Genomic DNA, 25,411 nt, shown 5'->3' with positions numbered 1-25,411 from the left:
TCGTCCGGCAAGGAAGCATCGAGAAACGTTTTCATTCAGGAGTCGTTTTCAATGCGCCGCCCGTTCGAGCTTTCGCTTCGCCCCTGTCTGCTGGCTACCGCCATCCTGCTGGCCACTTCGTCGGCCATCGCCGCCGAGGCCGTACGTGACTACCAATTGCCCGCCGGCCCGCTGGCCAGCACCCTCAACCGCATCGCTGCCGAGGGCGGCCTGAGCCTGAGCCTCGACCCGGCGCTGGCCCAGGGCCGCAGCGCGCATGCCGTGCAGGGCCGCTTCGATACCGTCAGCGCGCTGCGCCAGGCATTGCAGGGCACCGGCCTGGAGCTGGTGGAAAGCGAATCGGGCAGCTTCAGCCTGCGTCCGCAGCCGAGCGATACCCTGTCGATGTCGGCCACCACCATCAGCGCTACCCAGGAAGACCCGGATGGCCCAGCCATCGGCTACCTCGCCACCCGCAGCCGCGCCGGCACCAAGACCGACACGCCGCTGCTGGAGGCGCCACGCTCGATCTCCGTCGCCACCCGCGAGCAGATGCAGGACCGCAACGTACAAAGCCTGGACGACGCCGTGCGCTACATGCCCGGCGTGATCGCCAGCAGCTACGGCAACGACACCCGCGCCGAGTGGCTGAAGGTGCGCGGCTTCGAGCCGACCCAGTTCCTCGACGGCCTGCCGCTGCCCAAGGGCTCCTACGTGATGCCCAAGCTGGAAACCTGGGACCTGGAACGCGTCGCCCTGCTGCGCGGCCCGGCCTCCTCGCTGTACGGCCAGACCCCGCCCGGCGGCCTGCTGGACATGACCAGCCGCCGTCCGGAAGCTGAAAGCAGCCATGAAGTGCAGCTGCAGGTCGGCAGCTACGAACACAAGCAGATTTCCTTCGACAGCACCGGCAAGGTCGACGACGCCGGCAACCTGCTCTACCGCGTCAGCGGTGTCGTGCGCGACAGCAACACGCAGATCGAACACGTCGACAACAAGCGCTACAACATCGCGCCGAGCCTGACCTGGAACGTCGACGAAGACACCAAGCTGACCTTCCTCTCCCAGTTCAACCGCGACGATACCGGCATCACCAGCCAGTTCCTGCCGCTGCAGGGCACCAAGCTCTCCACTCCGGCGGGCGAAGTGCGCTACCACAAGAACCTTGGCGATCCGGACTGGGAGTTCTACGACAAGACCTATTACGCCCTGGGTTACGCCTTCGAGCACCGTATCAATGACGTCTGGCAGTTCCGCCAGAACCTGCGCTACACCAAGAGCGACCTGTCCTTCCAGGGCATCACCGCCGGCGGCAACGCTTTCTCGGTCAGCGACGACGGTACCCTGGAGCGCGGCGCCAACGTGGTGAACGAAGACATCAGCCAGTTCGCCATCGACAACAACCTGCAGGCCGATTTCGCCACCGGCCCGCTCAAGCACACCCTGCTGCTGGGCCTGGACCATCAGCGTGCCAACACCAACTACAAATGGCTGTACGGCGCGGCGCCGACCAGCAACATCAACAAGCCGATCTACGGGCAGGACTTCAGCAACGTCGCCTTCACCGCGTACAACGATTACAACCAGAAGATGCGCGACACCGGCCTCTACGCGCAGGACCAGATCGCCCTGGACAACTGGCGCCTGACCCTCGGCGGCCGCCAGGACTGGGCCCACACCGGCTCGAAGTTCTACAACGCCGGTGGCGCCACCGATACTCGCCGGGACAGCCAGTTCAGCGGTAACGCAGCGCTCAGCTACGTCTTCGAGAACGGCGTGGCGCCCTATGTCTCCTACGCCGAGTCGTTCCAGACCGAAGCGGGCGGCGCCGCCGGCGCGGCCTTCGAGCCGAGCACCGGCAAGCAGTACGAACTGGGCGTGAAGTACCAGCCGGTAGGCACCGACCTGATGCTCAGCGCCGCGGTCTACGACCTGACTCGCAAGAACATCGTCCTTACCGGCAGCGACTTCATCAGCCGCCCGGTGGGTGAAGCGCAGGTACGCGGCTTCGAACTGGAAGCGGTGGGCAACGTCACCGAGAACCTCAAGGTGACCGCCGCCTACACCTATGCCAACAGCAAGATGACCAAGGTCGCCAACCCGCTGGACAAGAACCGCCCGCTGCCGCTGACCCCGGAAAACCAGGCGTCGCTGTGGGCCGACTACACCTGGCATGAAGGCCTGCTGGACGGCTTCGGCCTGGGCTTCGGCAGCCGCTACGTGGGCGAAACCCACAACATCGCCATCGGCAGCATGGGCTACGTACGCGACAAGTCCGACGGCGACACCGGCTCCTACACCGTCTACGACGCCGCGGTGCACTACGACCTCGGCCGCCTCGACAACAGCCTCAACGGGCTGAACGTCGCGCTGAACGCCAACAACGTATTCGACAAGGAATACATCTCCACCTGCGACGGCTTCTACTGCTACTACGGCGACCGTCGCAACGTGGTGGCCAGCGTCAACTACAAGTTCTGACGCCTCCACGAAGCCTCGGGCACTCGTAGGGCGCATAACGCGCAAGCGTTATGCGCCGGGCAAAAGCCGGCGGATAGCCTGTTCCAGGTTATTCGCCCTACGATCCTGCGCACTGAAAGCCCCGCTACGAAAGAGCGGGGCTTTTGCTTTCGTAGGAGCGGACTTCGTCCGCGATAGGGGTCGGCGCGCTGTGGAGTCATCGCGGACGGAGTCCGCTCCTGCGCAATGCTCGGCATTGCGCGGTGGGGGTGCTCCACGATGCGAAAAACCCGCTCCGAAATAACGGGGCTTTTGCTTTCGTAGGAGCGGACTTCGTCCGCGATGGGAGTCGGCGCGCTGTGGAGTCATCGCGGACAGAGTCCGCTCCTGCGCAACGCTCGGCATTGTGCGGTCGGGTGCCTCACGATGCGAAAAACCCGCTCCGAAGGAGCGGGGCTTTTTGCTTTCTACGCAATGCCACTCTTCGGCGTTTCGGAGACTCAGCCGCGCACGGTTCCCCACACCACGCTCGCATCGTCGTGGATCTTCAGGCGTGGGTAGTCCAGCGCCTGGCCATCGGCGCTTTCCAGCGCGCGCAATTCGTCGATCAGCGCTTCGACGCCACGTTCGGGCAGCGCCGCGAACAGCGAATCCAGGTCGTAGCGGCGAAAATCCAGCAGCCGGTCGAAACCATCGGTGACCAGCATGAACGCCTTCAATCCTGAAGGATCGAGTACCCGGCGCTGCACGTGGGCAATCCAGCGCTCGCTCGGATCGAGGCACCAATAGCCCTGCGGCGTGTTCGCCAGCGCCCGGTTGCGCCGTACCCACTCGCGGCTGGCCTGCCACAGTTGCGCGTGGTCCCAGTCCGGGTTCGCTTCGCGCAGCGCGATCAGGCGCGCCACGGATTGCCGGTCGATCTCTTCCAGTGGCGTATCACCGAAGCTCTCCACATGCCCGTCATCCCAGGCCAGGTGGATGCAGGTATCGCAGAGATTGAGCAGCTCCAGCGAACCATCGCCCAGCACCCGCAGCAGGCTCAGGCAGGCCGTGGGCAGGTTCAGATCAAGGCTCACGGCCACGCCGGAATCTCGCTGGAAATCCGCGGCGATTCCCGCCTGCAACTGCGCCAGCAGGTCCCCCGTCGGCCTGTACGGCTGCTCCTCCAGCAGGCGTTGAAGATGACCATTGGCGCTCTGCGCCAGCCAGCGTGCGTCGCTTTCACCGCCGACCAGACGTCGCCCCAGGCTGGTTGCGCCGTCGAGCACCCAGGCCGCCGTGGCGGTATGGCCGATGGCATCGTCGTTCACCGGCGAGCCCTGGCGGCAAGCCGCTCCCAACACGGAAATCATCGTCACAACCACTCTCCTTCGTTTCGTCGGCCACACTGACCGGCGTACAGTCTCATCACCTTCCGGACTCTGCCAAGGAGAGCCCATGCCTCGCGTCCTGTCCCTCCCCCTGAGCGGCCTGCTGCTCGCCGGCCTGCTACTGGCCACCGGTGCCCATGCCGCGCAAGTGAAGTACTTCGACCTGCCCAAGGGCTCCGCCCCGCACGACGTGGCGCCCACCGAGGACGGCAAGGTCTGGTACACCGCGCAGAAGCTCGGCGTGCTCGGCCGGCTCGACCCGCAGACCGGGCAGAGCGAGCAGATCAGCCTCGGCAAGGGCTCCAGCCCCCACGGCGTGGTGGCCGACGCCAACGGCGACGCCTGGATCACCGACAGCGGCCAGAACGCCATCGTCCATGTAGACTCCCAGCGCCTGGGCGTGGAAGTCATCCCGCTGCCCAGGGAGGCGGCCAACGCCAACCTCAACACCGCGGTATTCGATGACGACGGCGTGCTGTGGTTCACCGGGCAGAACGGTTTCTACGGCCGCCTCGACCCGTCCAGCCGTGAGCTGAAGGTCTGGCCGGCACCGCGCGGCAAGGGGCCGTACGGCATCGCCGTGGCTCCGGATGGCGGCATCTGGTACGCCTCCCTGGCCGGCGACTACCTCGGCCAGATAGACGGCGTTGCCGACAGCGCCACGACCTTCGATACCCCCGGCAAGGACAGCGGTCCGCGCCGGCTGTGGGCCGACTCCGTGGGGCGGCTGTGGGTCAGCCAGTGGAATGCCGGGAGCCTGGCGCGCTTCGACCCCAGCGACAGCCAGTGGAAAACCTGGAAGCTGCCGGGCGATCATCCGCAGCCCTATGCGGTCTACGTCGATGCCATGGACCAGGTCTGGTTGAGCGATTTCGCCAGCAACGCCCTGCTGCGCTTCGACCCGCAGAGCGAACGATTCACCGCCTACCCGAGCGACCACGAACACGCCAATGTGCGCCAGTTGCTCGGCCGGCCCGGCGAGGTCTGGGGCTCCGAGTCCGGCACCGACCGCCTGGTGGTCATTCAGGATTGAACCCAACGAGGAGTTGTCGATGAGTACCCGCCCCGTCCTGTTCCACGCTGCTGCTTCGCCCTTCGTGCGCAAGGTCATGGTGCTGCTGCACGAGACCGGCCAGGTCGATTCCGTGGAGCTGTACGCTGCCGTCCACACACCCATTGCGCCGGATGCCGGCGTGCTGCAGGACAACCCCGCCGGGAAGATTCCTGCCCTGCGCCTGGCCGACGGCCAGACCCTGCATGACAGCCGGGTGATCCTCGAATACCTCGACCAGCAGCACGCCGGCGAACCGCTGATTCCCCGCGAAGGCGCGGCACGCTGGCGCCGCCTGACCCTTGCATCGCTGGCTGACGCGGTGCTCGATGCCGCCGTGCTGATCCGCTACGAAACCGCCATGCGCCCGCCGGAAAAACACTGGGACCAATGGCTCGACAACCAGCAACTGAAGATCGTCCGCACCCTCGCCTACTTCGACGGCCCGGCCCACGCCGAGCTGGCCGAGCGCTTCGACATCGCCGCCATCGGCGTGGCCTGCGCACTGGGCTACCTGGACTTCCGCCAGCCGCACTGGGATTGGCGCGCAGACTATCCGCAGCTGGCGCAGTGGTTCGCCGAGGTCAGCCAGCGGCCGTCGATGCAGGCGACGGTGCCGGGCTGAGGGATCGATGGGTATCGCTGTGCTCCACCCATCCTACGCTGAGCAGTCCGGGAGTCGCGCCGGCTGACTCCAGACCCGCCAACCCGCACCGCCCAGCCCCCTCTCCCCTCGGGAGAGGGTTGGGGTGAGGGCACAGCCCGCGCGCCAGGACGTCACCACGGGGCGCGTATGCCGCACCACTCGCCGCCGAAACCGCTCATCACGCACCGCTCGCCGCTCCAGCCCGCGCTCGAACAATCCAGCAATCCGCCGCGCCAGCCGCCGTCCCACTTCACGCTCCTCGTGCAATCCGCTCCACGCACTCATGACTGCTTCTCCTGGCGCCCAAAACGGTAGATCGGCAACGCCAACAGCAGGCCGAGCTGAAGCACGCCCATGCACATTTCCAGGAAGGAGCGCACATGGGGATTATTCGCCGCGTCCTCGACGCCGGTGAGTTGCGTCCACAGATCGGCCGGCAGCAACAGCGCCAGGTGCGCCAGCGGCTTGCCACTGGCCACCAGCAGGGCGATCCAGTCGAAGCGACCGATGAACATCAGCAGCGGCAGGCATAGTCCACTGATCAGCAGGCCCGCGAACAGGCACAGGGAAAAGCGCATCACGTTGGCCATCACCACTCTCCTCAGCGCTGTACGCGCACATCATCCAGGGAAAATTCCAGGTCATCGCTACGGGGCCGGCCGATGCCGTACCAGTCCAGGTGACGAGTCAGCACCATCACGCCGCCCAGCACGCCGAACAGCAGCAGCGAGCCCATCAGCAGGGCGTAGTCCTCGGCGCTGAGCAACGCGTAGAGCATCCCGTAGAGCCCCGCCAGCCCCAGGCTGAAACCGGCACCGCGCCACAGGCTGTGCAACACGTGGCAGAGGTAGAAACCAATCAGCCCGACGCAGGCGCCAGCCGACAGCAGGTAGGCCAGCGCGAAGCCGACATGCTCGGAGAGCGACAGCAGCAGCAGGTAGAACAGCGCCAGCGCCATGCCCACCAGGGCGTACTGGATCGGGTGCACCGACAGGCGCTTGAGGACTTCGAAGAGGAAGAAGCCGGCAAAGGTGAGGACGATGAACAGCAGCGCGTACTTCACCGCGCGGTCGGTCTTCAGGTACTGGTCCACCGGGTCCACCAGCGCCACGCCGAAGCGGTGCTGGCCGAACTCGCCGCACTCGGCCGAGCTCGGACGCGACGCATCCGGATCGTCCGCGCCAACCGCGCGAGCGACATCCGCCTGGGCCGGCGCCGTGCAGGCGCGCAACTGGTCTTCCAGGTTGGTGGCGAAGAAGCTGGTGCGCCAGCGCGCGCTGAATCCCTTCTCGCTGATGCTGCGCTCGGTGGGCAGGAACTCGCCGCCGAAGCTGGGATGCGGCCAGTCCGAGACCAGGTTGACCTGGCTATCGCGCCCCACCGGAGTAATGTCCAGGCGGCTGCTGCCCAGCAACGCCAGCTCGAAGGAATATTCGAAACGCTGCTCGCGATCGCTGGCCTTGAAGGGCAGCAGCGCGTACACGCCGTTGCCGAGGAACTGGCTCTGGGTGCCGGGCTGGAAGTCGCGCAGTTCGTCGCCGACCTTCAGCTTCGGCGCGTTCTCGATGCCGCGCACATCACTGATGCCCACCGCCAGCAGCGGGTCGTCGAAACGGTAACTGCCCAGGTCGCTGGTAATGCCGTAGTTGGCCGGCAGGACGAAGCTGCCGCTGAGCTGGCTGTCGGCGTGATACAGGCGCGCCTCGTAGATGCCGCGATGGCGCAGTTCGGTGCGCATCTGGCCGTCGAGGCTGAAGACTTCCGGCAGGAAGTACAGGCGCCCGCGCACTTCGCGCTCCTGCAGCACGCGCTGCTGGCTCGCCTTGTCCAGGCGCCAGGCGCGAATAGTGCGGGTGTAGGGCACGACCACCAGCGGGCCGGTGAGCTGCTGGCTGTAGCTGGCGCTGCGGGCGATGTCCTGCAGGACTTCGTCGCGGTAGCTCTGACGCTCGTCGACCAGGCCGTCGATCATCAGCAGGGGTATCAGCAGGAGGACAATCAATAGCGCGATGGCGCCGAGCTTGATGCCGAGTTGGCGGTTCATCGAAGGCTTTCTCCGTGGGTGGACGACGGAGAGAGCTTGGTGTTCGCACGTGGCGGCGCTCGGGTGGGAATGTGGGGACTGTGTGGAGTTTGTGTGGGCCGGCTTTTTGTAGGAGCGGACTTCGTCCGCGATGCTATCCGGCGCGCCACCAACCTATCGCGGACAGAGTCCGCTCCTACGAGATGCCTCTACGCTTGGGTCGGCCCTCACCCTAACCCTCTCCCAGGGGGAGAGGGGACAGTTCGGTGCAGGATGAAACCTTAGCGTCAGCCGGCTCGGGCTGCCCCCTCTCCCTGAGGGAGAGGGCTGGGGTGAGGGGGATGCATCGGAGCGGACTTTCCAGGAAAAGACAGTTGCTCCTACGCGGGCAACAGCAGGCACGCCCGCACCCCGTCCTCGACGTTCTCCACGCGCAGCTCGCCACCATGCAGCGCCGCTACTTCGGCCACGAAGTTGAGCCCCAGCCCGGTGCTCTTGCGCCCGCTGGTCGGGCGCGGCAGGGAGTAGAAGCGCTCGGTCAGGCGCGGCAGGGCAAACTCGGGAATCGCCTCGCCCTGGTTGAACAACTCGACGCGCCAGCCTTCACCGACCGGTTGCGCATCGAAGCGGACCACTCCGCCGGGCGGGGTGAAATCCAGCGCGTTGTCGAGCAGGTTGCCCAGCGCCTGGCGCAGCAGGAAACGCTCACCCAGTACCAGCGCCTGCGGCGGGATCGCGTTCTGCAACTGCACGTCCCGGACGCGCGCCATGCGCTCGTCGATCAGCTCGCTCACCAGTTCCAGCAAGACCACCGGCACCCGCTCCTCCAACCCCTGGCGCTGTTCCACCTGGGCCAGGTTCAGCAGGCGTTCGATCAGTTGCTGCAGGCGCTCGCTTTCCCCGGCGATGTTGCCGACAAAGCGCGCACGCTGCTCGGCGGACATCTCGCCTTCGAGCAACTCTGCCGCGCCGCGGATCGCCGCCAGCGGGCTCTTCAGCTCGTGAGTCAGGGTATGCACGTAGCGTTCGACGTAATCCTTGCCCTCCAGTTGCACGCGCATGCGCTCCACGGCACCGGCCAGTTGCGCCATCTCGCCCCCGCGATAACGCGGCAGCTCCGCACGGCGCCCTTCGCTCACGGCCCGGGCGTAGCGGGTCAGACGATCCAGCGAGCGGCTCAGCCACCACGACAGCCCCGCGCCGACCAGCAGGCCGAGCACGATCAACCCGGCGCCGAGCCAGGCGAGGCGCCGCTGCGAGCGGTCGATATAGGGCTGCAGTGTGCGGTTGGGCTTGGACACCGAGACCACGCCGATGATCTTCTCGCCATCGCGGATCGGCGCGGCGACGTACATCACCGAGGACTCCGGGTCATCCGCCGACTCGCGGCTGGAGCGCGCACCGTACTGGCCACGCAGGGTCAGGTAGACGTCGTTCCAGCGCGAGTAGTCCTGGCCCACGGCCTGGCCGAGGGAATCGAGCAGGACGATGCCGTGCGCGTCGGTCACGTAGATGCGGTGATTCACCGCGGTCTTGTTCACGCCCCAGATGTCCGCCTGCGGGCTGCGCGCACCATAGGCGCGAAGCATCTCGGGCAGGCGGCTCTGGTCGAGAGTGCCGCGCTTCACGTCGGCCTGGAGAATCTCGGCCAGCAGGTTGGCGGTATCCACCAGCGTCTCTTCGCTGGACTGGCGCACGCCGGGGCGGATCTCGTCCATCACCGTGCGCAGGACGAACCAGCCGGTCAGTCCGACGAAGAAGAAGTAGACCAGGAAGATTCGCAGCGACAGGCGCATCAGCTCTTGTCCGGCGCGTAGCTGTAGCCCAGGCCGCGATGGGTCTGGATCGGCTCGGCGGCGGGGGCGACCTGGCGCAGCTTGGCGCGCAGGCTCTTGATGTGGCTGTCGACGTTGCGCTCGTAGCCGGCGTCGGCGGCGACGCCCAGCGCATCGAGCAACTGCTCGCGGCTGAATACCCGCTCGGGGCGCGCCAGCAGCGTCTGCAGCAGGCGGAATTCGTGACGGGTCAGGCTCAGCGACTGGCCGTGGTAGCGAATCTGGAAGCGCTCCTCGTCCACCTCGAACGGGCCGTTGCCGGTGATCGTTTGAGCGGGCACTTCACGCGGCGCGGTGCGTTTGAGGATGGCTTTCACCCGTGCAGCGACTTCGCGCGGGCTGAAGGGTTTGACCACGTAGTCGTCGGCGCCGATTTCCAGGCCCACCACACGGTCGATCTCGGCATTGCGCGCCGTGAGGAAGATCACCGGCACTTCGGAGAAGCGCCGCAAGTGCTTGCAGGCTTCGAAGCCGCTGATGTCGGGCAGGCCGACATCGAGGATGACCAGGTCGAAGGCATCGCGCTGCAGGCGTTCGAGGGCGGCGCCGGCGAGGTTCAGCCAGGTGGTCTGGAAACCTTCGGCCTGCAGGGCATAGAGCAAGGTGTCGGCGATGGCGGCTTCATCTTCGACGATGAGGATATGGGGCATGGGATTCCGATTCCCGGGACAGTTCCGGAAGGGTCCATCATGCCCCGCGCCGCGTCAATCGAGGATCAGGAGCAGTCCGGCTTGCCGGCCACGAAGCGCTCGCCCGGATCGACGGCGACGTGGAATTTGCGCAGGCCCTTGGTGCCCATCAGGAAGGGATAGTTGAAATGGCTGCGGTCGGTCAGGTTGACCTCGATGGTGCGCTGATCGCCGCCCAGGCATACCGGCAGCTCGATCACCGGGCGCTGGCTGAGGCCGGGGCTGGCCTCTTCCTCTTCATCCTCGCCTGCGCCTTCGGCGCGGTTCTTGATCTTCGAGATGCGCGAAAGCTTGTGCTCGTAGACCGAATCACCGCCATCCTTGGTGGCCAGCTTGAAGCGCACCCAGTCCTCGCCGTCGCGCTGGAAGATCTGGATTTCCTTGGCCGACAGCGAGGAGGTGTAGGCGCCGGTATCCATCTTGGCCTGCAGAGTCTGGTCGAGCTCGGGCAGGCTGACCCATTCGTAGCGGCCGTAGAGCTTGGTCTCGGCGGCCAGAGCGAGGCCGGGCAATGCAATCAGGGTAAGCAGGGCGAGGGCGCGTTTCACGCGAAATCTCCGGGGTGGATTACGTCGCATAGGACTAGCACGGCGGCCATTGGTTCGCCATACCTGCACCGCTTGGGCCGGAACAATTGTCTGCGTATCATGGCCGCGCCACCGTCGCACAAGGAATGGACCCCATGCCGGCAGTCAAAGGCGTCATCGCCAGCCTCCTGCTGTTGCTCAATACCCTGATCCTGATCGGGCCGATGATGCTGATCGCGCTGCTCAAGCTGGTTATCCCCGGCCAGGCCGCCAAGGACGCCTGCTCGCGCGGGGTGATGTGGATCGCCGAGACCTGGGCGGAGATCGACAAGGCCATCTTCGCCCTGATGACCCCCACCGTCTGGGACATCCGCGGCGCCGCCCAGCTACGCGGCGATACCTCCTACCTGGTGATCAGCAACCACCAGTCCTGGGTCGACATCCCGGCGCTGGTGCAGGCCTTCAACCGCAAGACGCCCTACTTCAAGTTCTTCCTGAAGAAGGAGCTGATCTGGGTGCCCTTCCTCGGCCTGGCCTTCTGGGCGCTCGACTACCCCTTCATGAAGCGCTACAGCAAGGCCTTCCTGGAAAAGCACCCGGAGCTCAAGGGCAAGGACCTGGAGATCACCAGGGCCGCCTGCGAGAAGTTCAAGCGCATGCCGGTGACCGTGGTGAACTACCTCGAAGGCACGCGCTTCACCCCGGCCAAGCAGGCCCAGCAGCAGTCGCCCTACCAGCACCTGCTGCGCCCCAAGGCGGGCGGCGTGGCCTTCGTGCTGGCGGCGCTGGGCGAACAGCTCGATACCCTGCTGGACGTCACCCTGGTCTACCCCAAGGGCCCGCGACCGGGCTTCTGGGACCTGCTGTGCGGACGCGTACCGCGGGTCATCGTGGATATCCAGGCACGCGAGATCGACCCCGCACTGTGGCAGGGCGATTACGAGAACGACGCGCAATTCCGCCAGTACGTGCAGGCGTGGGTATCGCGACTGTGGGAAGAAAAGGACGCGCGCATCGAACAGCTGCGCGAGGAATTCTGACCCCCGTTACGCCCCCCGGCCGGCCACCGGAGCAACGGGTGTCGCCGGCGCGGTGGGGGTTCCCCACAGACCACCCAGCGTGCCCAGCAACTGGCTGCTCAGGCCCTGCTCGGTGAAGTAGTCGAGGATCACCCCGGCGAAGCGGCCGATCATCGACTGATCCATGCCGAGCACGCCGAAGATCTGGTCGACGTCCTCCAGGTTGTTGATCCCGCCCAGCAGCGCCGCGGCGTTGCCCAGCCCGCCGAAACCACCCAGCGCGCCGCCCAGATCGCCCAGCGAACTGTTGCCGGCAAGTTGCTCGAGGTTCGGCAGGGACTTCTGCAATTGCGCCGTGTCGGTGTCCTTCAGGCTGTTCATCGCCAGCCCCAGCAGCGCACCGGTACCGCCGATGGCCTGCTGCTCGCTGACGCCCAGCTGTCTGGTGAGGTTGCCCAGCAGCGCAGTTGCGGCGGGCGGCACGCTCTGCGTCTCGCTGACGGGCTCGCTGGTGTCGGTGAAGGTAGCGGCGAACACGGGGGAAGCGGCCAGCCAGGCGGCAGCCAGGAAGACGACGGAACGGGTGGACATCGACGGCTCCGGAATACGGATGTCCGGCCCCAGGACGGGGCCGGATCGTCGATAGGACCGAAGGCCGGCGCGGCGGTTCCGCGCCGGCCGGCGGATCTCAGGCGCCGGTGCCCCAGAGGCTGCCCAGGGTGCCGAGCAGGTTGCTGTTGGCGCCCTGCTTGCCGAGGTAATCCAGCAGCACGCTGGAGAATTTGCCGGTCATGTCCTGGTCCATGCCCAGCGCGCCGAAGGCCTTGCTCACGTCGCCCATGTTGCTGACGTTGCCCAGCAGGCCGCTGGACGCACCACCGCCCAGGTTGCCCAGTTGGCCGCCCAGGCCGCCGAGTGCATTGCTGCCGGTGAGCTTGTCGAGACCGGGGACGGTCTTCGCCAACTGCGAATAGTCCGCCGTGCTGAGCTTGTTCTTCGCCAGGCCGAGCAAAGCGCCCGTGCCGCCGAGCGCCTGCTCGTCGCTGACGCCGAGCTGGCCGGTAAGGGCATCGAGCAGGCCACTGGTCTGCGGCGTCGAGGCCACGCGCGAGGTATCGGCGCCAGTCGCGCCGGACACCGCCTTGGCGGCATCGCCCAGGTTGAAGGCAAACGCGGAGGAAGCCGCCAGCAGGGCGGCCAGTGCGAGGGTGACACGGGGTTTGACGGACATCGCTGTCTCCTGGGATACCGAACGCCAGATTCGACCGGAAGCCAGGGCCAATGTTCCACCATGGCTGGCGTGGCGGAGCAAAAGCGCGGCGCGGTCACAGCGCCGTCAAAGACCATCTTCAGCGGGGCGCGCCGGGGAACTCGCTCGCCACTGCGCAGCGCCAGGCCATTCGTACCATCACCCTGGCGAGCAGCAAGACAGACCCGACTCACCGCCGGTGCGGCGATTTCCCCCGCGATCGGCAAAGTTTCCCTAAGCTAGAGCCATACCCGCCCGACGGACCGACCATGAGCGAACCCTTCATCCTCACGCCCCGCGTGGCCCGCCTGCTGCCCTGGCTGGTTGCCATTGCCTTTTTCATGCAGGCCCTGGACGGCACCATCCTCAACACCGCACTGCCCAGCATGGCCCGCTCGCTGGAAGAAGACCCCCTGCGCATGCAGGGCGTGGTGATCGCCTACCTGCTTACCGTGGCGCTGCTGATCCCCTCCTCCGGCTGGATTTCCGACCGCTTCGGCACGCGCCGGGTGTTCCTCTTCGCCATCTTCCTGTTCAGCTTCGGCTCACTGCTCTGCGCGCTCTCGCCCAGCCTTGGCACCCTGGTCGGCGCCCGCGTGGTGCAAGGCATCGGCGGCGCGCTGATGATGCCGGTGGGGCGCCTGGTGATCCTGCGCGTCTACCCGCGCAGCGACCTGGTGCGCATCCTCAGCTTCGTCACCATCCCCGGCCTGCTCGGCCCGCTGGCGGGGCCGACCATGGGCGGCTGGCTGGTGGAGTACGCCAGTTGGCACTGGATCTTCCTGATCAACCTGCCGGTGGGACTGATCGGCTTCATCGTCGCCCTGCGCCTGATGCCGGATCTGCGCGGCATACGCGCAACACGCTTCGATACGATCGGCTTCCTGCTGTTCGGTGGTTCCATGGTGCTGATCACCATCGCCCTGGAAGGCCTGGGCGAATTGCACATGCCCCACGTACGCGTGGTGCTGCTGCTGATTGGCGGCATGGTGCTGCTGGCCGCCTACTGGCTGCGGGCGTTGCGCATCGAGTCGCCACTGTTCCCGCCATCACTGTTCACCACGCGGACCTTCGCCGTGGGCCTGCTGGGCAACCTGTTCGCCCGCCTGGGCAGCGGCTCCCTGCCCTTCCTCACGCCGCTGCTGTTGCAGGTGGGCCTGGGCTTCTCGCCGTCCAAAGCGGGCATGACGATGATCCCCATGGCCCTGGCGGCAATGGTCATCAAATCGCTGGCACGGCCACTGCTGGACCTGTTCGGCTATCGCAAGCTGCTGGTCAGCAACACGCTGCTGCTGGGAGCGATGATCGCCAGTCTCGGCCTGGTGGACCAGGACACCCCCTATGCACTGCTGCTGGTGCAACTGGCGATATTGGGCGGGATCAACTCGCTGCAGTTCACCGCGATGAACACCCTCAGCCTCATCGACCTGCGTGACGACAACGCCAGCGCCGGCAACAGCCTGCTCTCGGTGGTCATGCAATTGTCGATCGGCATGGGCATCGCCTGTGCAGCGGCACTGCTGGGCGGCTTCACGGGGGACCAGGAAAGCGTGCAGGGCGACGTGCTCGCAGCCTTCCACGCGACCTACTTCAGCGTCGGCATCCTGTCGATGCTGGCGGCGGCGATCTTCTTCCAGCTGAATGCCGAAGACGGCCGCACCACGCCGCGCCGCGTCGATCCGGAGACCGACGTCAGCGAGCACTGATCAGGGCTTGCAGGTAGGCGCTGCGGTCTGCGTCTTCGAGGCGTCCACCGCGCCCAGGTGCTCGAGGGTGCGGCGGCCGAGCAGGACCGGATAGTCCAGGGTCTGACGGTCACGCAGGGTGAACTGCTCGCGATAGACCTTGCCGCCCAGGCACACGTCCATCAGCACTACCGGGGCGCGCTCGACGCCACTGGCGGTCTTGAACTTGAGCACGCGCTCGACCCGCCGCTCGAAGGGCAGGCGCTCTTCCTTGCCGGTCGCCGGGTCACTGATCATCACGTCGTATTGCACCCAGCGCTCGCCGTTCTTCCTGATCCGGGCGATGTTGCGCGCATCCATCACCGAAGTCTGCGCGCCGGTATCCAGCTTCACCTTGAGCGGTGCCTGCTCGGGCATCAGCGTGAGCGTCTCCACCCAGCCCCAGGTCGTGGGCTGCGCGGGCGCGTCGGCGGCCAGGGCGCTACCCGAAACGAGCAGACCGGCGAGCAGCAGGCGGAAGGCAGGCGATGGCATGGGGGCAACTCCGGAAATCGATGACGGTGCGATAGGTAAAGAACATAGGCAATAAAAAACCCCGGATGTTTCCATCCGGGGTCTTTCGGCTGACGCCAGGGGATCTTAGTTGATCACCTGTACGCGCTCGGCCTGCATGCCTTTCTGGCCCTGCACGACTTCGAAGCTGACCTTCTGGCCTTCGGCCAGAGTCTTGAAGCCGTTACCTTCGATAGCGCGGAAGTGTACGAACACGTCCGGGCCGCTTTCCGGGGTAATGAAGCCGTAGCCTTTGGTCTCGTTGAACCACTTGACGGTGCCGTTCTGACGATTCGACATGGTGTTCTCCTTGGAACGTATTTTTGAAATTAGCCACGAATGGCCAGGAACTGAGTTGCAAGGAGTTACAAGGAGTCGAGCAGGACGGGGTGGAATAACCGACCGCATCAGGTCACGATCGACGGCGACCCATGCAAACACAGTGCGGAAACTCTACGACAAAAATTCGCGGAAAGCGAATCTCTTGAAAAAACCGTATATCGGCACTTTGGCAAATTCGGACGAGTGGCCTCAAACCCTTGCCATATCGGCTTCTCAGCCCTGCTGAGGGTACTCTCCTGCTACACTGCGCGGCCATATGGATTCACCCGGGCTCCCTTCGTGACCACCTCTGCATTTTCCAGCCTCGCGCTGTCGGCCGACCTGCTGGCCAACCTCGATTCTCTCGGTTACCGCGAGATGACGCCGATCCAGGCCGCCGCCTTGCCGGCGATCCTCAAGGGCCGCGATCTGATCGCCCAGGCCAAGACCGGTAGCGGCAAGACTGCCGCCTTCGGCATCGGTCTGCTCAGCCCGCTGAATCCGCGCTACTTCGGCTGCCAGGCGCTGGTGCTGTGCCCGACCCGCGAGCTCGCCGACCAGGTCGCCAAGGAGATCCGCCGTCTCGCCCGCGCTGCCGACAACATCAAGGTGCTGACCCTCTGCGGCGGCACGCCTTTCGGCCCGCAGATCGGCTCGCTGGAGCACGGCGCCCACGTCGTGGTCGGGACGCCGGGACGGATCCAGGAGCACCTGCGCCGCGGCACCCTGAAGCTCGACGGCCTGAATACGCTGGTGCTCGACGAAGCCGACCGGATGCTCGACATGGGTTTCTACGACAGCATCGCCGACATCATCGGCCAGGCTCCGGCGCGCCGGCAGACGCTGCTGTTCTCCGCCACCTACCCCGATGGCATCGGCCAACTGGCGGCAAAGTTCCTGAAGAATCCCGAGCGCGTGGAAGTGGAAGCGCTGCACGACGACAGCCAGATCGAACAGCATTTCTACGAGATCGATGCCAAGCAGCGCCTGGATGCCGTCGTCCGCCTGCTGCAGCATTTCCGCCCGCAATCCTGCGTCGCCTTCTGCCATACCCGCCAGCAATGCATGGAAGTGGTGGAGCAACTCAATGCCCGGAAGATTTCCGCCCTGGCCCTGCACGGCGATCTGGAACAGCGCGAGCGCGACCAGGTGCTGACCATGTTCGCCAACCGCAGCTGCAGCGTGCTGGTAGCCACCGACGTGGCCGCGCGCGGGCTGGACATCGCTGCGCTGGAAGCGGTGATCAACGTCGAGCTGTCGCGTGACGCGCAGGTCCACGTGCACCGTATCGGCCGCAGTGGCCGTGCCGGCGAGAAGGGCCTGGCGCTGTCCCTGGTCACCCCCGCCGAGGCCAGTCGCGCCCAGGCGATCGAGGACTTGCAGGGCGCGCCGCTGAATTGGGAGCGCATCGATTTCCTCAAGGCCAACGACGCCCCGCTGCTGCCGCCGATGACCACTCTGGCGATCGCCGGCGGACGCAAGGACAAGCTGCGCCCCGGCGATATCCTCGGCGGCCTCACCGGCGATGCCGGCCTGAAAGGAACGCAGGTGGGCAAGATCGCCATCTTCGATTTCCAGGCCTTCGTCGCCGTGGAACGCGATGTCGCCAAGCAGGCGCTGAAGCACTTCAACGAAGGCAAGATCAAGGGCCGCTCGTTCAAGGCACGCATCCTCTAGCGATGCCTGTGTATGTAGGAGCGAGCTTGCTCGCGAACCGCACGATATCGGTAACGTCGGTAAACATTGTTCGCGAGCAAGCTCGCTCCTACAGAGAGCCCAGCGGCCTGGTCGCACGGTGCGTGACTCGCTCGCGATAGCCGCACGACAGTCGTTCCGCTAGTCTGAGGGGCAGACATTCGGAAGTCCCGCACGCGCATGTTCTCCTCCCCACTGCTCCAGTCTCTGCGGCGCCTCTGGGCGCTGGACAAGTTCGCCTACAGCCTGCGGGTGTTCGTCGCCCTCAGCGGGGTCATGCTCGCGTGCTGGCTGCAGGGCCGGCCGGAGCTGGTGATCCCGCTGTTCCTCGGCGTCATCGCCAGCGCCCTGGCGGAAACCGACGACCACTGGCTGGGACGCCTGCAGGCGCTGCTGGTGACGCTGGCCTGCTTCAGCATCGCCGCACTGGCGGTGGAGCTGCTGTTCCCCTACCCGCTGCTGTTCGTCGCCGGGCTGGCCCTGTCGACCTTCGCCATGACCCTGCTCGGTGCCCTGGGCGAGCGCTACGCGGCCATCGCCTCGGCGACACTGATCCTGTCGATCTACACCATGATCGGCGTCGACCAGCGCGGCGGCACGCCCACCGACTTCTGGCGCGAGCCGCTGCTGCTGGTGGCCGGCGCCGGCTGGTACGGGTTGCTCTCGGTACTCTGGAACGCCCTGTTCGCCAACCAGCCGGTGCAACAGAGCCTGGCGAAGCTGTTCCTCGAACTGGGCGAGTACCTGAAGATTAAGTCGACCCTGCTGGAGCCGCTGCGGCACCTCGATGTCGAGGCCCAGCGCCTGGCCCTGGCGCGGCAGAACGGGCGCGTGGTGGTGGCATTGAACCAGGCCAAGGAAACCATCCTGGCGCGCCTCTCCCACGGCAGGCCGAGCCCGAAGATCAGCCGCTACCTGAAGCTCTACTTCATCGCCCAGGACGTCCACGAACGCGCCAGCTCGTCGCATTACCCGTACAACCAATTGGCCGAGGCGTTCTTCCACAGCGATGTGCTGTTCCGCTGCCAGCGCCTGCTCAACCAGCAGGGCAAGGCGTGCAAGGCGCTGGCGAAGGCGATCCAGCTGCGCCAGCCGTTCGACTACAACGACAGCGAACTGGCCCTGGCCGACCTCAACGCCTCGCTGGAATACCTGCGCCAGCAGGGTAATCCAGCCTGGCGCGGGCTACTGCGCTCCCTCGGCGCGCTGGCCGCCAACCTCACCACCCTGGACCGCAAGCTCAGCGGTGCGAGCAACCCCGACGCGCTCGACGATGAGCAGGACAGCACCCTGCTCGACCGTTCCCCGCGCTCGCTCAAGGATGCACTGGAGCGCATCCGCCTGCAGGTGTCGCCGACCTCGCTGCTGTTCCGCCACGCCCTGCGCCTGTCGCTGGCGCTGGCCGCCGGCTATGGCGTGCTGCACCTGATCCACCCGACCCAGGGCTACTGGATCATGCTCACCACGGTGTTCGTCTGCCAGCCGAACTACGGGGCGACGCGCATCCGTCTGGTGCAGCGGATACTCGGCACACTGGTCGGCCTGGTGGCCGGCTGGGCACTGATCGACCTGTTCCCCAACCCGCTGCTCCAGTCGCTGCTGGCGGTGGTCGCCGGGGTCGCCTTCTTCGCCACGCGGAGCACACGCTATACCCTGGCCACCGCGGCGATCACCCTGCTGGTGCTGTTCTGCTTCAACCAGGTGGGCGACGGCTACGGGCTGATCCTGCCGCGCCTGTTCGACACCCTGCTGGGTGCGCTGATCGCCGGCATCGCGGTATTCCTGGTGCTGCCCGACTGGCACGGGCGCAGCCTGCATCGGCTGGTCGGCGGCACCCTGGCGTGCAACAGCCGCTATCTGCGGGAAATCATGCAGCAGTACGCCAACGGCAAGCGCGACGACCTCGCCTATCGCACGGCGCGGCGCAACGCGCACAACGCCGACGCGACACTCTCCACCACGCTGTCGAACATGCTTCTGGAGCCGGGCCACTTCCGCAAAGACGCGGAAATCGGCTTCCGTTTCCTGGTGCTCTCCCACACCCTGCTCAGCTACCTCTCCGCCCTCGGCGCGCACCGCAACCAGCTGCCACCGGACGTCAACGACGACCTCATCGCCGAGGCCGCCGAGCGCCTCACCGCCAGCCTCGACGACATCGCCGCGCGCCTCAACGAGCGGCGCCCGGTGGCTATCTACAGCGACGAGGAAGACGCGCTGGCCAAACGCCTGGAAGAACTGCCCGAGGAACAGGACGACGCCCACCGCCTGGTGCAGACCCAGCTGGCACTCATTTGCCGGCAGCTCACGCCACTACGCACCCTGGCGGCGCACCTGCTGAAGAAGGACATCGGCGCGGAGCAGGCTGAAACCGCCTGACGCTTTTGCAGGAGCGCGGGGACGCCCAGTTCTTGCTCGCGAACACATTGCACCAGATGGCCTGGCGCGAAACGGGGTTCGCGAGCAGGCTCGCTCCTACCCAGAGGCCAAGGCCGCCGTCAGAGACCGTGCTCGCGCATCAGCTGGTCGTAGCTGCCATCCGCACGCATCTCGCGGATCGCCTTGTTGAAGGCCGCAACTATCTTGGCATGGTGCGGGTTATGCCGGCCGACGAGGATGTGCAGGCCGTTCTCGGCCAGCGGCACCGGGAGGAACTCCAGCTGCCCCTTGAGTTCGGCGAGGTCGCCGTTGAAATGCACCCGCGCGGTAATCTCGTCTTCCAGTGTCAGGTCCACGCGCCCGGCCTGCAGCATCAGCGCCGCATTGACGAAGCTGAATACCGCGACCCGCTGCAAATTCGAGTCGCTGTCGAACGCGGCGGAATAGGCATAGCCGCGCACCATGGCAATGCGATACGGATAGAGATCGGCCAGCTTGCCGAAGGTAATGGGCGAGCCCTGGCGCTTGATCAGGCGCACGCGGTTGAACAGATAGGACTCGGAATACACACCGAAGGACTCCCGCTCCGGCGTATACCAGGCATCCGCCACCAGGTCGTACTCGCCGTTCGCCACACCGTGCAGCACGCGCGGCCAGGGCACCTCGATGTATTCGCTGGCATAGCCGGCGCGCTTGAGCGCGGCCTGTACCAGATGCACCGCCACGCCATTGCCGGGCAACTGCCGGTCCGCGTAGGGCGGCCAGCGATCCGCGGCGATACGCAGCGTTTCCCCGGCCCGCGCCGCGCTGGAGACGCACAGGAACAAGAGGAACAGCAGCAGGCGCAGCAGCATTGGGAAACGTCCGGGGAGGGGCTTGGGCAAGACTAGTCGCTGCCCCCGGCGTCGCGCCAATCTTCAGAACAGCATCGCCGCACGCAGGCTCATGCCGCCGCCGGTTTCCGGGACCACCGCCACGTTGTAGCGCTCGCTCTCCGGCCCCTCGAGGAACAGGTTGTAGGTGAAGTTGGCGAAGAAGTTGCCCACCGCCATCCCCACCAGCACGTCGGTGGGATAGTGCTTGTCACCTTCCACGCGCGACAGCGCGGTCAGCCCGTCGAGGGTGTAGAGCCCGGCCCTGGCGGTGTAGCGCCAGGCAGGGTCCAGGTCGATGTAGTCCAGGTTGCGCCGGGTAAAACTGGTGTGCACAGCCGTCACCGCAGTGTGCTTGGAGGGGAAGGAGTCATCGGGGATTCCGTCCGGCCGCTCGCGTCCGGACCACTCCTTGGCCTCCTCGACGAAACCGGTCACCGCATAGCGGTCCGCCGCCAGCAAGCTCAGGTTGCGCCCGCGCCAGCTCCATTTCTCCTCGGTGCTCACGTCCTTGGGCGAAGCCACCAAGGCGGTGACGACGCTCAGGCCGGTGGCGAGGTTGAGCATGCGGTCGGCAGCCTGGTTGGCGTCGCCGCCGAACAACCAGCCGTGGTTGCTCGCCGACTTCTGCCACTTGTGGTCCCAGTTGCCCGCCGCAATCACCGCCGCGCCGGCCACCGGTGCCCAGACGTCGGCGCTGGTGACGGCGCGCTGCGCCGAGTCTCCCACCCGATCCCAGCTCATTTGCGGTGCCCCTGCGCAACCGATGAGCGCGGCACTGGCCGCCAGGGTGGCGACTGCCAGCCAAGTCCGATTCATGATGCTCCCCCATGCGTCCGGCCCGCTCCAGGGCAGCGGACGCGTCAATGCATGAGCAGGGAAGGATAGTCGGGACGATTCTGAAGGCCCCTGCCTTCAGTCATTAATGGGTAACTCTTCGTTTCACTCAGCTGAAAAAGAAAAACCCCGCCGAGGCGGGGTTTTCCAGGTCAGACGGAATCAGCCTTTGAAGACGTCTTCCACCGACTGCAGCGGGTAGTGCTTCGGATACGGCAGGGTCGCCACGCCAGTCTCGATGGCGGCCTTGGCCACGGCATCGGAAACGACGGTGATCAGGCGCTTGTCCATCGGCTTCGGAATGATGTACTCGCGGCCGAATTCCAGGGCGGTCACGCCGTAGGCGTCGCACACGTCCTTGGGTACCGGCAGCTTGGCCAGGTCACGCAGGGCCAGGGCGGCGGCGATCTTCATTTCTTCGTTGATGCGGGTGGCGCGCACGTCCAGGGCACCGCGGAAGATGAAGGGGAAGCCAAGCACGTTGTTGACCTGGTTCGGGTAGTCCGAACGGCCGGTGGCCATGATCACGTCGTTGCGGGTGGCGTGGGCCAGTTCCGGCTTGATTTCCGGGTCCGGGTTCGAGCAGGCGAAGACGATCGGGTTCGGCGCCATGCGCTGGAGGTCTTCAGCGCTGAGCAGGTTGGCACCAGACAGGCCAACGAACACGTCGGCGCCTTCCAGGGCGTCGGACAGGGTGCGTTTGTCGGTCTCGGTGGCGAACACCGCCTTGTACTGGTTCAGATCGTTACGGCCGGCATGGATCACGCCCTGGCGGTCGATCATGTAGATGTTCTCGACCTTGGCGCCCATGCTCACCAGCAGCTTCATGCAGGAGATGGCGGCAGCGCCAGCGCCGAGGCAGACGATCTTCGCGGTCTCGAGCTTCTTGCCGGCGATTTCCAGGGCGTTGAGCATGCCGGCGGCGGTCACGATGGCGGTGCCGTGCTGGTCATCGTGGAACACCGGGATGTCGCACTGTTCGATCAGGGCGCGCTCGATCTCGAAGCACTCGGGTGCCTTGATGTCTTCCAGGTTGATGCCGCCAAAGGTGATGGAGATGCGCTTGACGGTATCGATGAAGGCCTGCGGGCTCTCGGCATCGACTTCGATGTCGAACACGTCGACCCCGGCGAAGCGCTTGAACAGAACGCCCTTGCCTTCCATCACCGGCTTGGAGGCCAGCGGGCCGAGGTTGCCCAGGCCGAGGATGGCGGTGCCGTCGGAAATGACCGCGACCAGGTTGCCCTTGCCGGTGTACTTGAAGGCCAGTTCCGGATCACGCGCGATTTCGCGCACCGGCTCGGCGACACCCGGGCTGTACGCCAGCGACAGGTCGCGGGCGGTGACGGTCGGCTTGGTCAGCTCGACGCTCAGTTTACCGGGGCGGGGTTGGGCGTGATATTCGAGGGCAGCGGTCTTGAGATCAGACATTTGGGCACTTCCGCTTTTGTTGCTTGTTGGACAGACGGGGGCCCGAGCATACGCACAAACCCCGCACCTGCCAAGGTAGCCCAAGCCCCTGCTGTCAAGACCTCTAGCGTACGACTTTCAGCCAATCGCCCGGTTTTGGCTGACCAGTTGGATACAAGTCATTCAATAAACGTATACGATTTATCGAGTCAGATTCCGGACCGGATTCAGCCTTCGCGAACTGCTCGACAGTCTGCCCGGATTTGACCTGAACAACGGCGATCCGGCGGGGTTGTGCGTATTTCTGTTCGTCTGCGCGCATCGGCCTGAAGCTGCGGATGACCTGCATGAATTCGTCGTCGACGCTCTCCAGGGAGGCGCGGCCTTTGACCGCACCAACGAAGAGGTAGGCGCGGTCCTTCTGGTAGACCACCGCCACGCGCCGCGCCGGCGAACCCGGCACCACACCGGTGGCGACATCCAGGCCGGCCTGCTGGAAGCTTTCTTCGTTCGATAGCCGCCCACCAGTCCCCTTGCGCAGGTATTCCGCCGGCGTCAGCTGGCCCTCGCGCTGCACCAGCTTCATGCCGATGTAGGCCTGCTGGTCGGCGGTGAAGCCGACCAGGGCGGTCGGCTGGTTGAGAATGCCCCAGCCCGCGGGGTAGGTCAGGGTGAAGTCCAGTTCCGTGTGGTAGAAGCTCTGCCCGCGGCGCACGCCACTGGAGGCGGAGTCGCCGAAGGGCATGCCGTCGATGGCCTTCAGGTAGCGCTCGGCACCGACTTCGCGCTGACCGCTGGCAGCCAGGGCCTGGGCCGGCCCGATCACCTGTTTCAGGCGCTGGTCGTTGTCCGGATGGGTGTCGAACAGCCCGTGGTAGCCCACCGGCTGGGCTGCCTGCCCCTTGCGCGCGGCCTCGTCACGGGCGAAGTCTTCCTGGTTCTTCAGCACCCGCACCACCTGGATCATCGCGGTGGGATCGTAGCCGGCGCGAGCCAGGTACTTGGCGCCCAGGCCGTCGGCCTCCAGTTCCATGTCGCGGCCATAGCCGCGCACGAAGGCGGTGCCGAGCACGTTGGTGAGGTCGGCGGCGGCGCCGACGCCGGTGCCAATGGCCACGGCCTGACCAAGGATGTTCCAGGCGCTGGACTGGCTTTGCTGCTTGACACTGTGCCGCGCGGTAACGTGGCCGACTTCATGGCCGAGCACGGCCGCCAGTTCCGCCTCCGAGCCCAGATACGCCATCAGCCCGCGGTGGATATAGATGTAGCCGCCGGGCAGGGCGAAGGCGTTGATGTCAGGGGTGTCGATGACCGTGAAGTGATACTGCAGCTGCGGCCGGTCGCCGGCGCGGGCGACCCGTTCGCCGACCTGCTGGACGTAGGCCTGCAGCTTCGCATCCTCGTAGCGCGGGTATTGCTTGGCGATTTCCTGGCTGTACTTCTGGCCCATCTCCAGCTCGCTCTGCTCGCTCATCATGACGAAGTCAGACTTGCCGGTAGCCGGGTTGGTGGCGCAACCGCCGAGGACGCCCATCAGCGCCAGCAGGGCCAGAATTCCGAACGAGCGCAAGCTCATGGCAATACCTCCATCATCGCCGGATCGGTCACAGGCAGCATCCAGCGCGCCTGTCCGGGTTTCACGCCACCGCGCGCGGCACGGTCGATGACCCAGCCGCGCGCCTCCACCTGTCTTCCCTTGAGATCGCGCAGGGCTGCATCGTCGAAGCGCTTCAGGAGCTTTGCTTCGATCCGCAGCACCAGCGGACCATCGAGATCCAGCCACAGGCCGCCGCGATTGCGCTGGACCTGCTGGACTCGCCCGCGCACCACCGCGAAGCCGCTTTCCTGAAGTTGCTGCGCCGTCTGCACCGGGGACTTTTTCCACAACCCCAGCTTGGCGCTGCGCGCCACGCGCTCAGCGGCCTGCTGACAGGCAGTGAGCTCGGTGTTGGGTGCGATAGCTACAAGGTAGCCCAGACCTTCGGCGAGCAACCGGGATTCAAGGTTGTTGCCGCCGGCGTCATAGGTGTGGGCCAGTGTGCGGCCGTACTTGTCCTTGCCTTGCCGACCGACAACCAGGCCGACTTCGCCGTCATTGGCCGCCACCAGTTCCTGCAGGCGACGCTGGGCGGCGACGGCAAAGGGCTCCTCGGAGCGGCCGTGATGGGCCAGCTCGGGGGCATTCACGCCGATCAGGCGAACGCTGCGGCCGTCGGCCAGCTTGAGCGTGTCACCGTCCACTACCCGCGCCACGCGCACCGTTTCCTCCGAAGCAGGCTTCGGGCAGGCAACAGCGCTGGCGTCCAGGGAAAAAAGGACGGCCATAAAAAAGGCGCCCACGAGGGACGCCTTTTTCGAGTTACCGTGAAAAACCATCGTCGGCCTTTCCCGGAAATCGATCTTACTTCTTGCCGCCGAACATGGCGAAGCGCTGGTTGAAGCGGTCGATACGGCCGCCAGTGTCCAGAACTTTCTGCTTACCGGTGTAGAAGGGGTGGCACTCGGAGCAGACGTCCAGGTGAATGCCCTTGCACAGGGTGGAACGGGTCTTGATCACGTTGCCACAGCTGCAGGTAGCTTCGATGTCTTCGTACGCGGGATGGATTTCCGGTTTCATGGTCTCTTCCTCTCAGTGGTGTGCCGCCACCCAGTCTCTGGCAGAAGCCGAGCCACGGTCATCGAGGACCGCGGGCGGGATCTTTTACCGGGCACCGCACGGAAATTAAGGGCGTGGATCATACCAGAGAACGCTTTCAACGCAAGATCAGGCATGACCGACCGTCGCATTGCCCATGCTACCATCGAATGCTTCTCG

General features: G+C 65.8%; 23 protein-coding genes. 7 read left to right on the top strand and 16 right to left on the bottom strand.

Going from position 1 to position 25,411, the window contains the following annotated elements; translation table 11 throughout:
* The first annotated feature begins 51 nt into the window (after positions 1-51).
* Entirely contained in the window at positions 52-2,460 is a 2,409-nt protein-coding gene (locus L6D89_RS23335) for a TonB-dependent siderophore receptor (RefSeq protein WP_236172679.1), read from the top strand.
* Between the two features lie 479 nt (positions 2,461-2,939).
* On the opposite strand, the gene L6D89_RS23330 is transcribed toward L6D89_RS23335, so the two are convergent.
* On the bottom strand, positions 2,940-3,791 hold the full coding sequence (locus L6D89_RS23330; protein ID WP_373874986.1) for a protein phosphatase 2C domain-containing protein: 852 nt from the start codon (positions 3,789-3,791) through the stop codon (positions 2,940-2,942).
* An 85-nt stretch (positions 3,792-3,876) separates the two neighbouring features.
* On the opposite strand from L6D89_RS23330, the gene L6D89_RS23325 reads away from it, so the two are divergent.
* Together L6D89_RS23325 and L6D89_RS23320 are read left to right on the top strand one after the other, a co-directional pair.
* Complete coding sequence (locus L6D89_RS23325; protein WP_236201323.1) at positions 3,877-4,842, top strand: Vgb family protein; 966 nt, start codon at positions 3,877-3,879, stop codon at positions 4,840-4,842.
* A gap of 19 nt (positions 4,843-4,861) precedes the next feature.
* On the top strand, positions 4,862-5,485 hold the full coding sequence (locus tag L6D89_RS23320) for a glutathione S-transferase (RefSeq protein ID WP_236201322.1): 624 nt from the start codon (positions 4,862-4,864) through the stop codon (positions 5,483-5,485).
* Positions 5,486-5,787: 302 nt separating this feature from the next.
* Here L6D89_RS23320 and L6D89_RS23315 read toward each other — a convergent pair whose 3' ends face one another.
* The 5 genes from L6D89_RS23315 to rloA2 all read right to left on the bottom strand — a co-directional run bounded on the left by L6D89_RS23315 (position 5,788) and on the right by rloA2 (position 10,601).
* Entirely contained in the window at positions 5,788-6,096 is a 309-nt protein-coding gene (locus L6D89_RS23315; RefSeq protein ID WP_236201321.1) for a hypothetical protein, read from the bottom strand.
* An 11-nt stretch (positions 6,097-6,107) separates the two neighbouring features.
* Complete coding sequence (creD, locus tag L6D89_RS23310; RefSeq protein WP_236201320.1) at positions 6,108-7,550, bottom strand: cell envelope integrity protein CreD; 1,443 nt, start codon at positions 7,548-7,550, stop codon at positions 6,108-6,110.
* Positions 7,551-7,909: 359 nt separating this feature from the next.
* Complete coding sequence (creC, locus tag L6D89_RS23305; RefSeq protein WP_236201319.1) at positions 7,910-9,325, bottom strand: two-component system sensor histidine kinase CreC; 1,416 nt, start codon at positions 9,323-9,325, stop codon at positions 7,910-7,912.
* The gene (gene creB / locus L6D89_RS23300; RefSeq protein WP_236201318.1) at positions 9,325-10,014 is read right to left on the bottom strand and encodes a two-component system response regulator CreB; all 690 of its coding nucleotides are present in this window, start codon (positions 10,012-10,014) and stop codon (positions 9,325-9,327) included. The genes creC and creB overlap by 1 nt, the downstream gene beginning before the upstream one ends.
* 65 nt (positions 10,015-10,079) lie before the next feature.
* Entirely contained in the window at positions 10,080-10,601 is a 522-nt protein-coding gene (rloA2, locus tag L6D89_RS23295) for a retropepsin-like aspartic peptidase RloA2 (protein ID WP_236201317.1), read from the bottom strand.
* A gap of 134 nt (positions 10,602-10,735) precedes the next feature.
* On the opposite strand from rloA2, the gene L6D89_RS23290 reads away from it, so the two are divergent.
* The gene (locus L6D89_RS23290; RefSeq protein ID WP_236201316.1) at positions 10,736-11,620 is read left to right on the top strand and encodes an acyltransferase; all 885 of its coding nucleotides are present in this window, start codon (positions 10,736-10,738) and stop codon (positions 11,618-11,620) included.
* A 6-nt stretch (positions 11,621-11,626) separates the two neighbouring features.
* On the opposite strand, the gene L6D89_RS23285 is transcribed toward L6D89_RS23290, so the two are convergent.
* Both L6D89_RS23285 and L6D89_RS23280 read right to left on the bottom strand, forming a co-directional pair.
* Positions 11,627-12,190 carry a DUF2780 domain-containing protein gene (locus L6D89_RS23285; protein ID WP_236201315.1) on the bottom strand — a complete coding sequence of 188 codons (564 nt, stop codon included), beginning with the start codon at positions 12,188-12,190 and terminating at the stop codon, positions 11,627-11,629.
* Positions 12,191-12,287: 97 nt separating this feature from the next.
* The gene (locus L6D89_RS23280) at positions 12,288-12,830 is read right to left on the bottom strand and encodes a DUF2780 domain-containing protein (protein ID WP_236172690.1); all 543 of its coding nucleotides are present in this window, start codon (positions 12,828-12,830) and stop codon (positions 12,288-12,290) included.
* Positions 12,831-13,117: 287 nt separating this feature from the next.
* Here L6D89_RS23280 and mdtD point away from each other — a divergent pair, with 287 nt between their 5' ends.
* Entirely contained in the window at positions 13,118-14,554 is a 1,437-nt protein-coding gene (gene mdtD / locus L6D89_RS23275; RefSeq protein ID WP_236172691.1) for a multidrug transporter subunit MdtD, read from the top strand.
* On the opposite strand, the gene rloA3 is transcribed toward mdtD, so the two are convergent.
* Both rloA3 and L6D89_RS23265 read right to left on the bottom strand, forming a co-directional pair.
* A complete protein-coding gene (gene rloA3, locus L6D89_RS23270) occupies positions 14,555-15,067 on the bottom strand; it encodes a retropepsin-like aspartic peptidase RloA3 (protein WP_236172692.1) in 513 nt (170 codons plus the stop codon).
* 105 nt (positions 15,068-15,172) lie between these two features.
* Complete coding sequence (locus tag L6D89_RS23265; protein WP_015475193.1) at positions 15,173-15,385, bottom strand: cold-shock protein; 213 nt, start codon at positions 15,383-15,385, stop codon at positions 15,173-15,175.
* 321 nt (positions 15,386-15,706) lie between these two features.
* Between L6D89_RS23265 and dbpA the strand changes: the two genes are divergently transcribed.
* Both dbpA and yccS read left to right on the top strand, forming a co-directional pair.
* Complete coding sequence (gene dbpA, locus L6D89_RS23260; protein ID WP_236172693.1) at positions 15,707-17,083, top strand: ATP-dependent RNA helicase DbpA; 1,377 nt, start codon at positions 15,707-15,709, stop codon at positions 17,081-17,083.
* A 198-nt stretch (positions 17,084-17,281) separates the two neighbouring features.
* Positions 17,282-19,477, top strand: coding sequence for a YccS family putative transporter (gene yccS, locus L6D89_RS23255; RefSeq protein ID WP_236201314.1), 2,196 nt, complete (start codon positions 17,282-17,284; stop codon positions 19,475-19,477).
* A gap of 119 nt (positions 19,478-19,596) precedes the next feature.
* Here the strand turns inward: yccS and L6D89_RS23250 are convergent, their stop codons facing one another.
* From L6D89_RS23250 to rpmE, 6 genes are all read right to left on the bottom strand, one after another.
* Complete coding sequence (locus tag L6D89_RS23250; RefSeq protein ID WP_236201313.1) at positions 19,597-20,331, bottom strand: substrate-binding periplasmic protein; 735 nt, start codon at positions 20,329-20,331, stop codon at positions 19,597-19,599.
* 63 nt (positions 20,332-20,394) lie between these two features.
* On the bottom strand, positions 20,395-21,168 hold the full coding sequence (locus L6D89_RS23245) for a phosphatase PAP2 family protein (protein WP_236201312.1): 774 nt from the start codon (positions 21,166-21,168) through the stop codon (positions 20,395-20,397).
* A gap of 180 nt (positions 21,169-21,348) precedes the next feature.
* Positions 21,349-22,617: a malic enzyme-like NAD(P)-binding protein gene (locus L6D89_RS23240; protein WP_169934958.1), complete on the bottom strand. Its 1,269-nt coding sequence runs from the start codon at positions 22,615-22,617 to the stop codon at positions 21,349-21,351.
* Positions 22,618-22,720: 103 nt separating this feature from the next.
* The gene (locus L6D89_RS23235) at positions 22,721-24,172 is read right to left on the bottom strand and encodes a M48 family metalloprotease (RefSeq protein ID WP_373873574.1); all 1,452 of its coding nucleotides are present in this window, start codon (positions 24,170-24,172) and stop codon (positions 22,721-22,723) included.
* Positions 24,169-24,972, bottom strand: a complete 804-nt coding sequence (locus L6D89_RS23230; protein ID WP_445009255.1) for a thermonuclease family protein — start codon at positions 24,970-24,972, stop codon at positions 24,169-24,171. The genes L6D89_RS23235 and L6D89_RS23230 overlap by 4 nt, the downstream gene beginning before the upstream one ends.
* 25 nt (positions 24,973-24,997) lie before the next feature.
* Positions 24,998-25,213, bottom strand: coding sequence for a 50S ribosomal protein L31 (gene rpmE / locus L6D89_RS23225; RefSeq protein ID WP_024766509.1), 216 nt, complete (start codon positions 25,211-25,213; stop codon positions 24,998-25,000).
* Positions 25,214-25,411: the final 198 nt, after the last annotated feature.

The organism is Pseudomonas pseudonitroreducens, assembly GCF_021603645.1.
GTDB lineage: Bacteria > Pseudomonadota > Gammaproteobacteria > Pseudomonadales > Pseudomonadaceae > Pseudomonas > Pseudomonas pseudonitroreducens.
The sequence above is the reverse complement of the archived record's forward strand: the minus strand, read 5'-3'. Positions and strand labels throughout refer to the sequence as shown.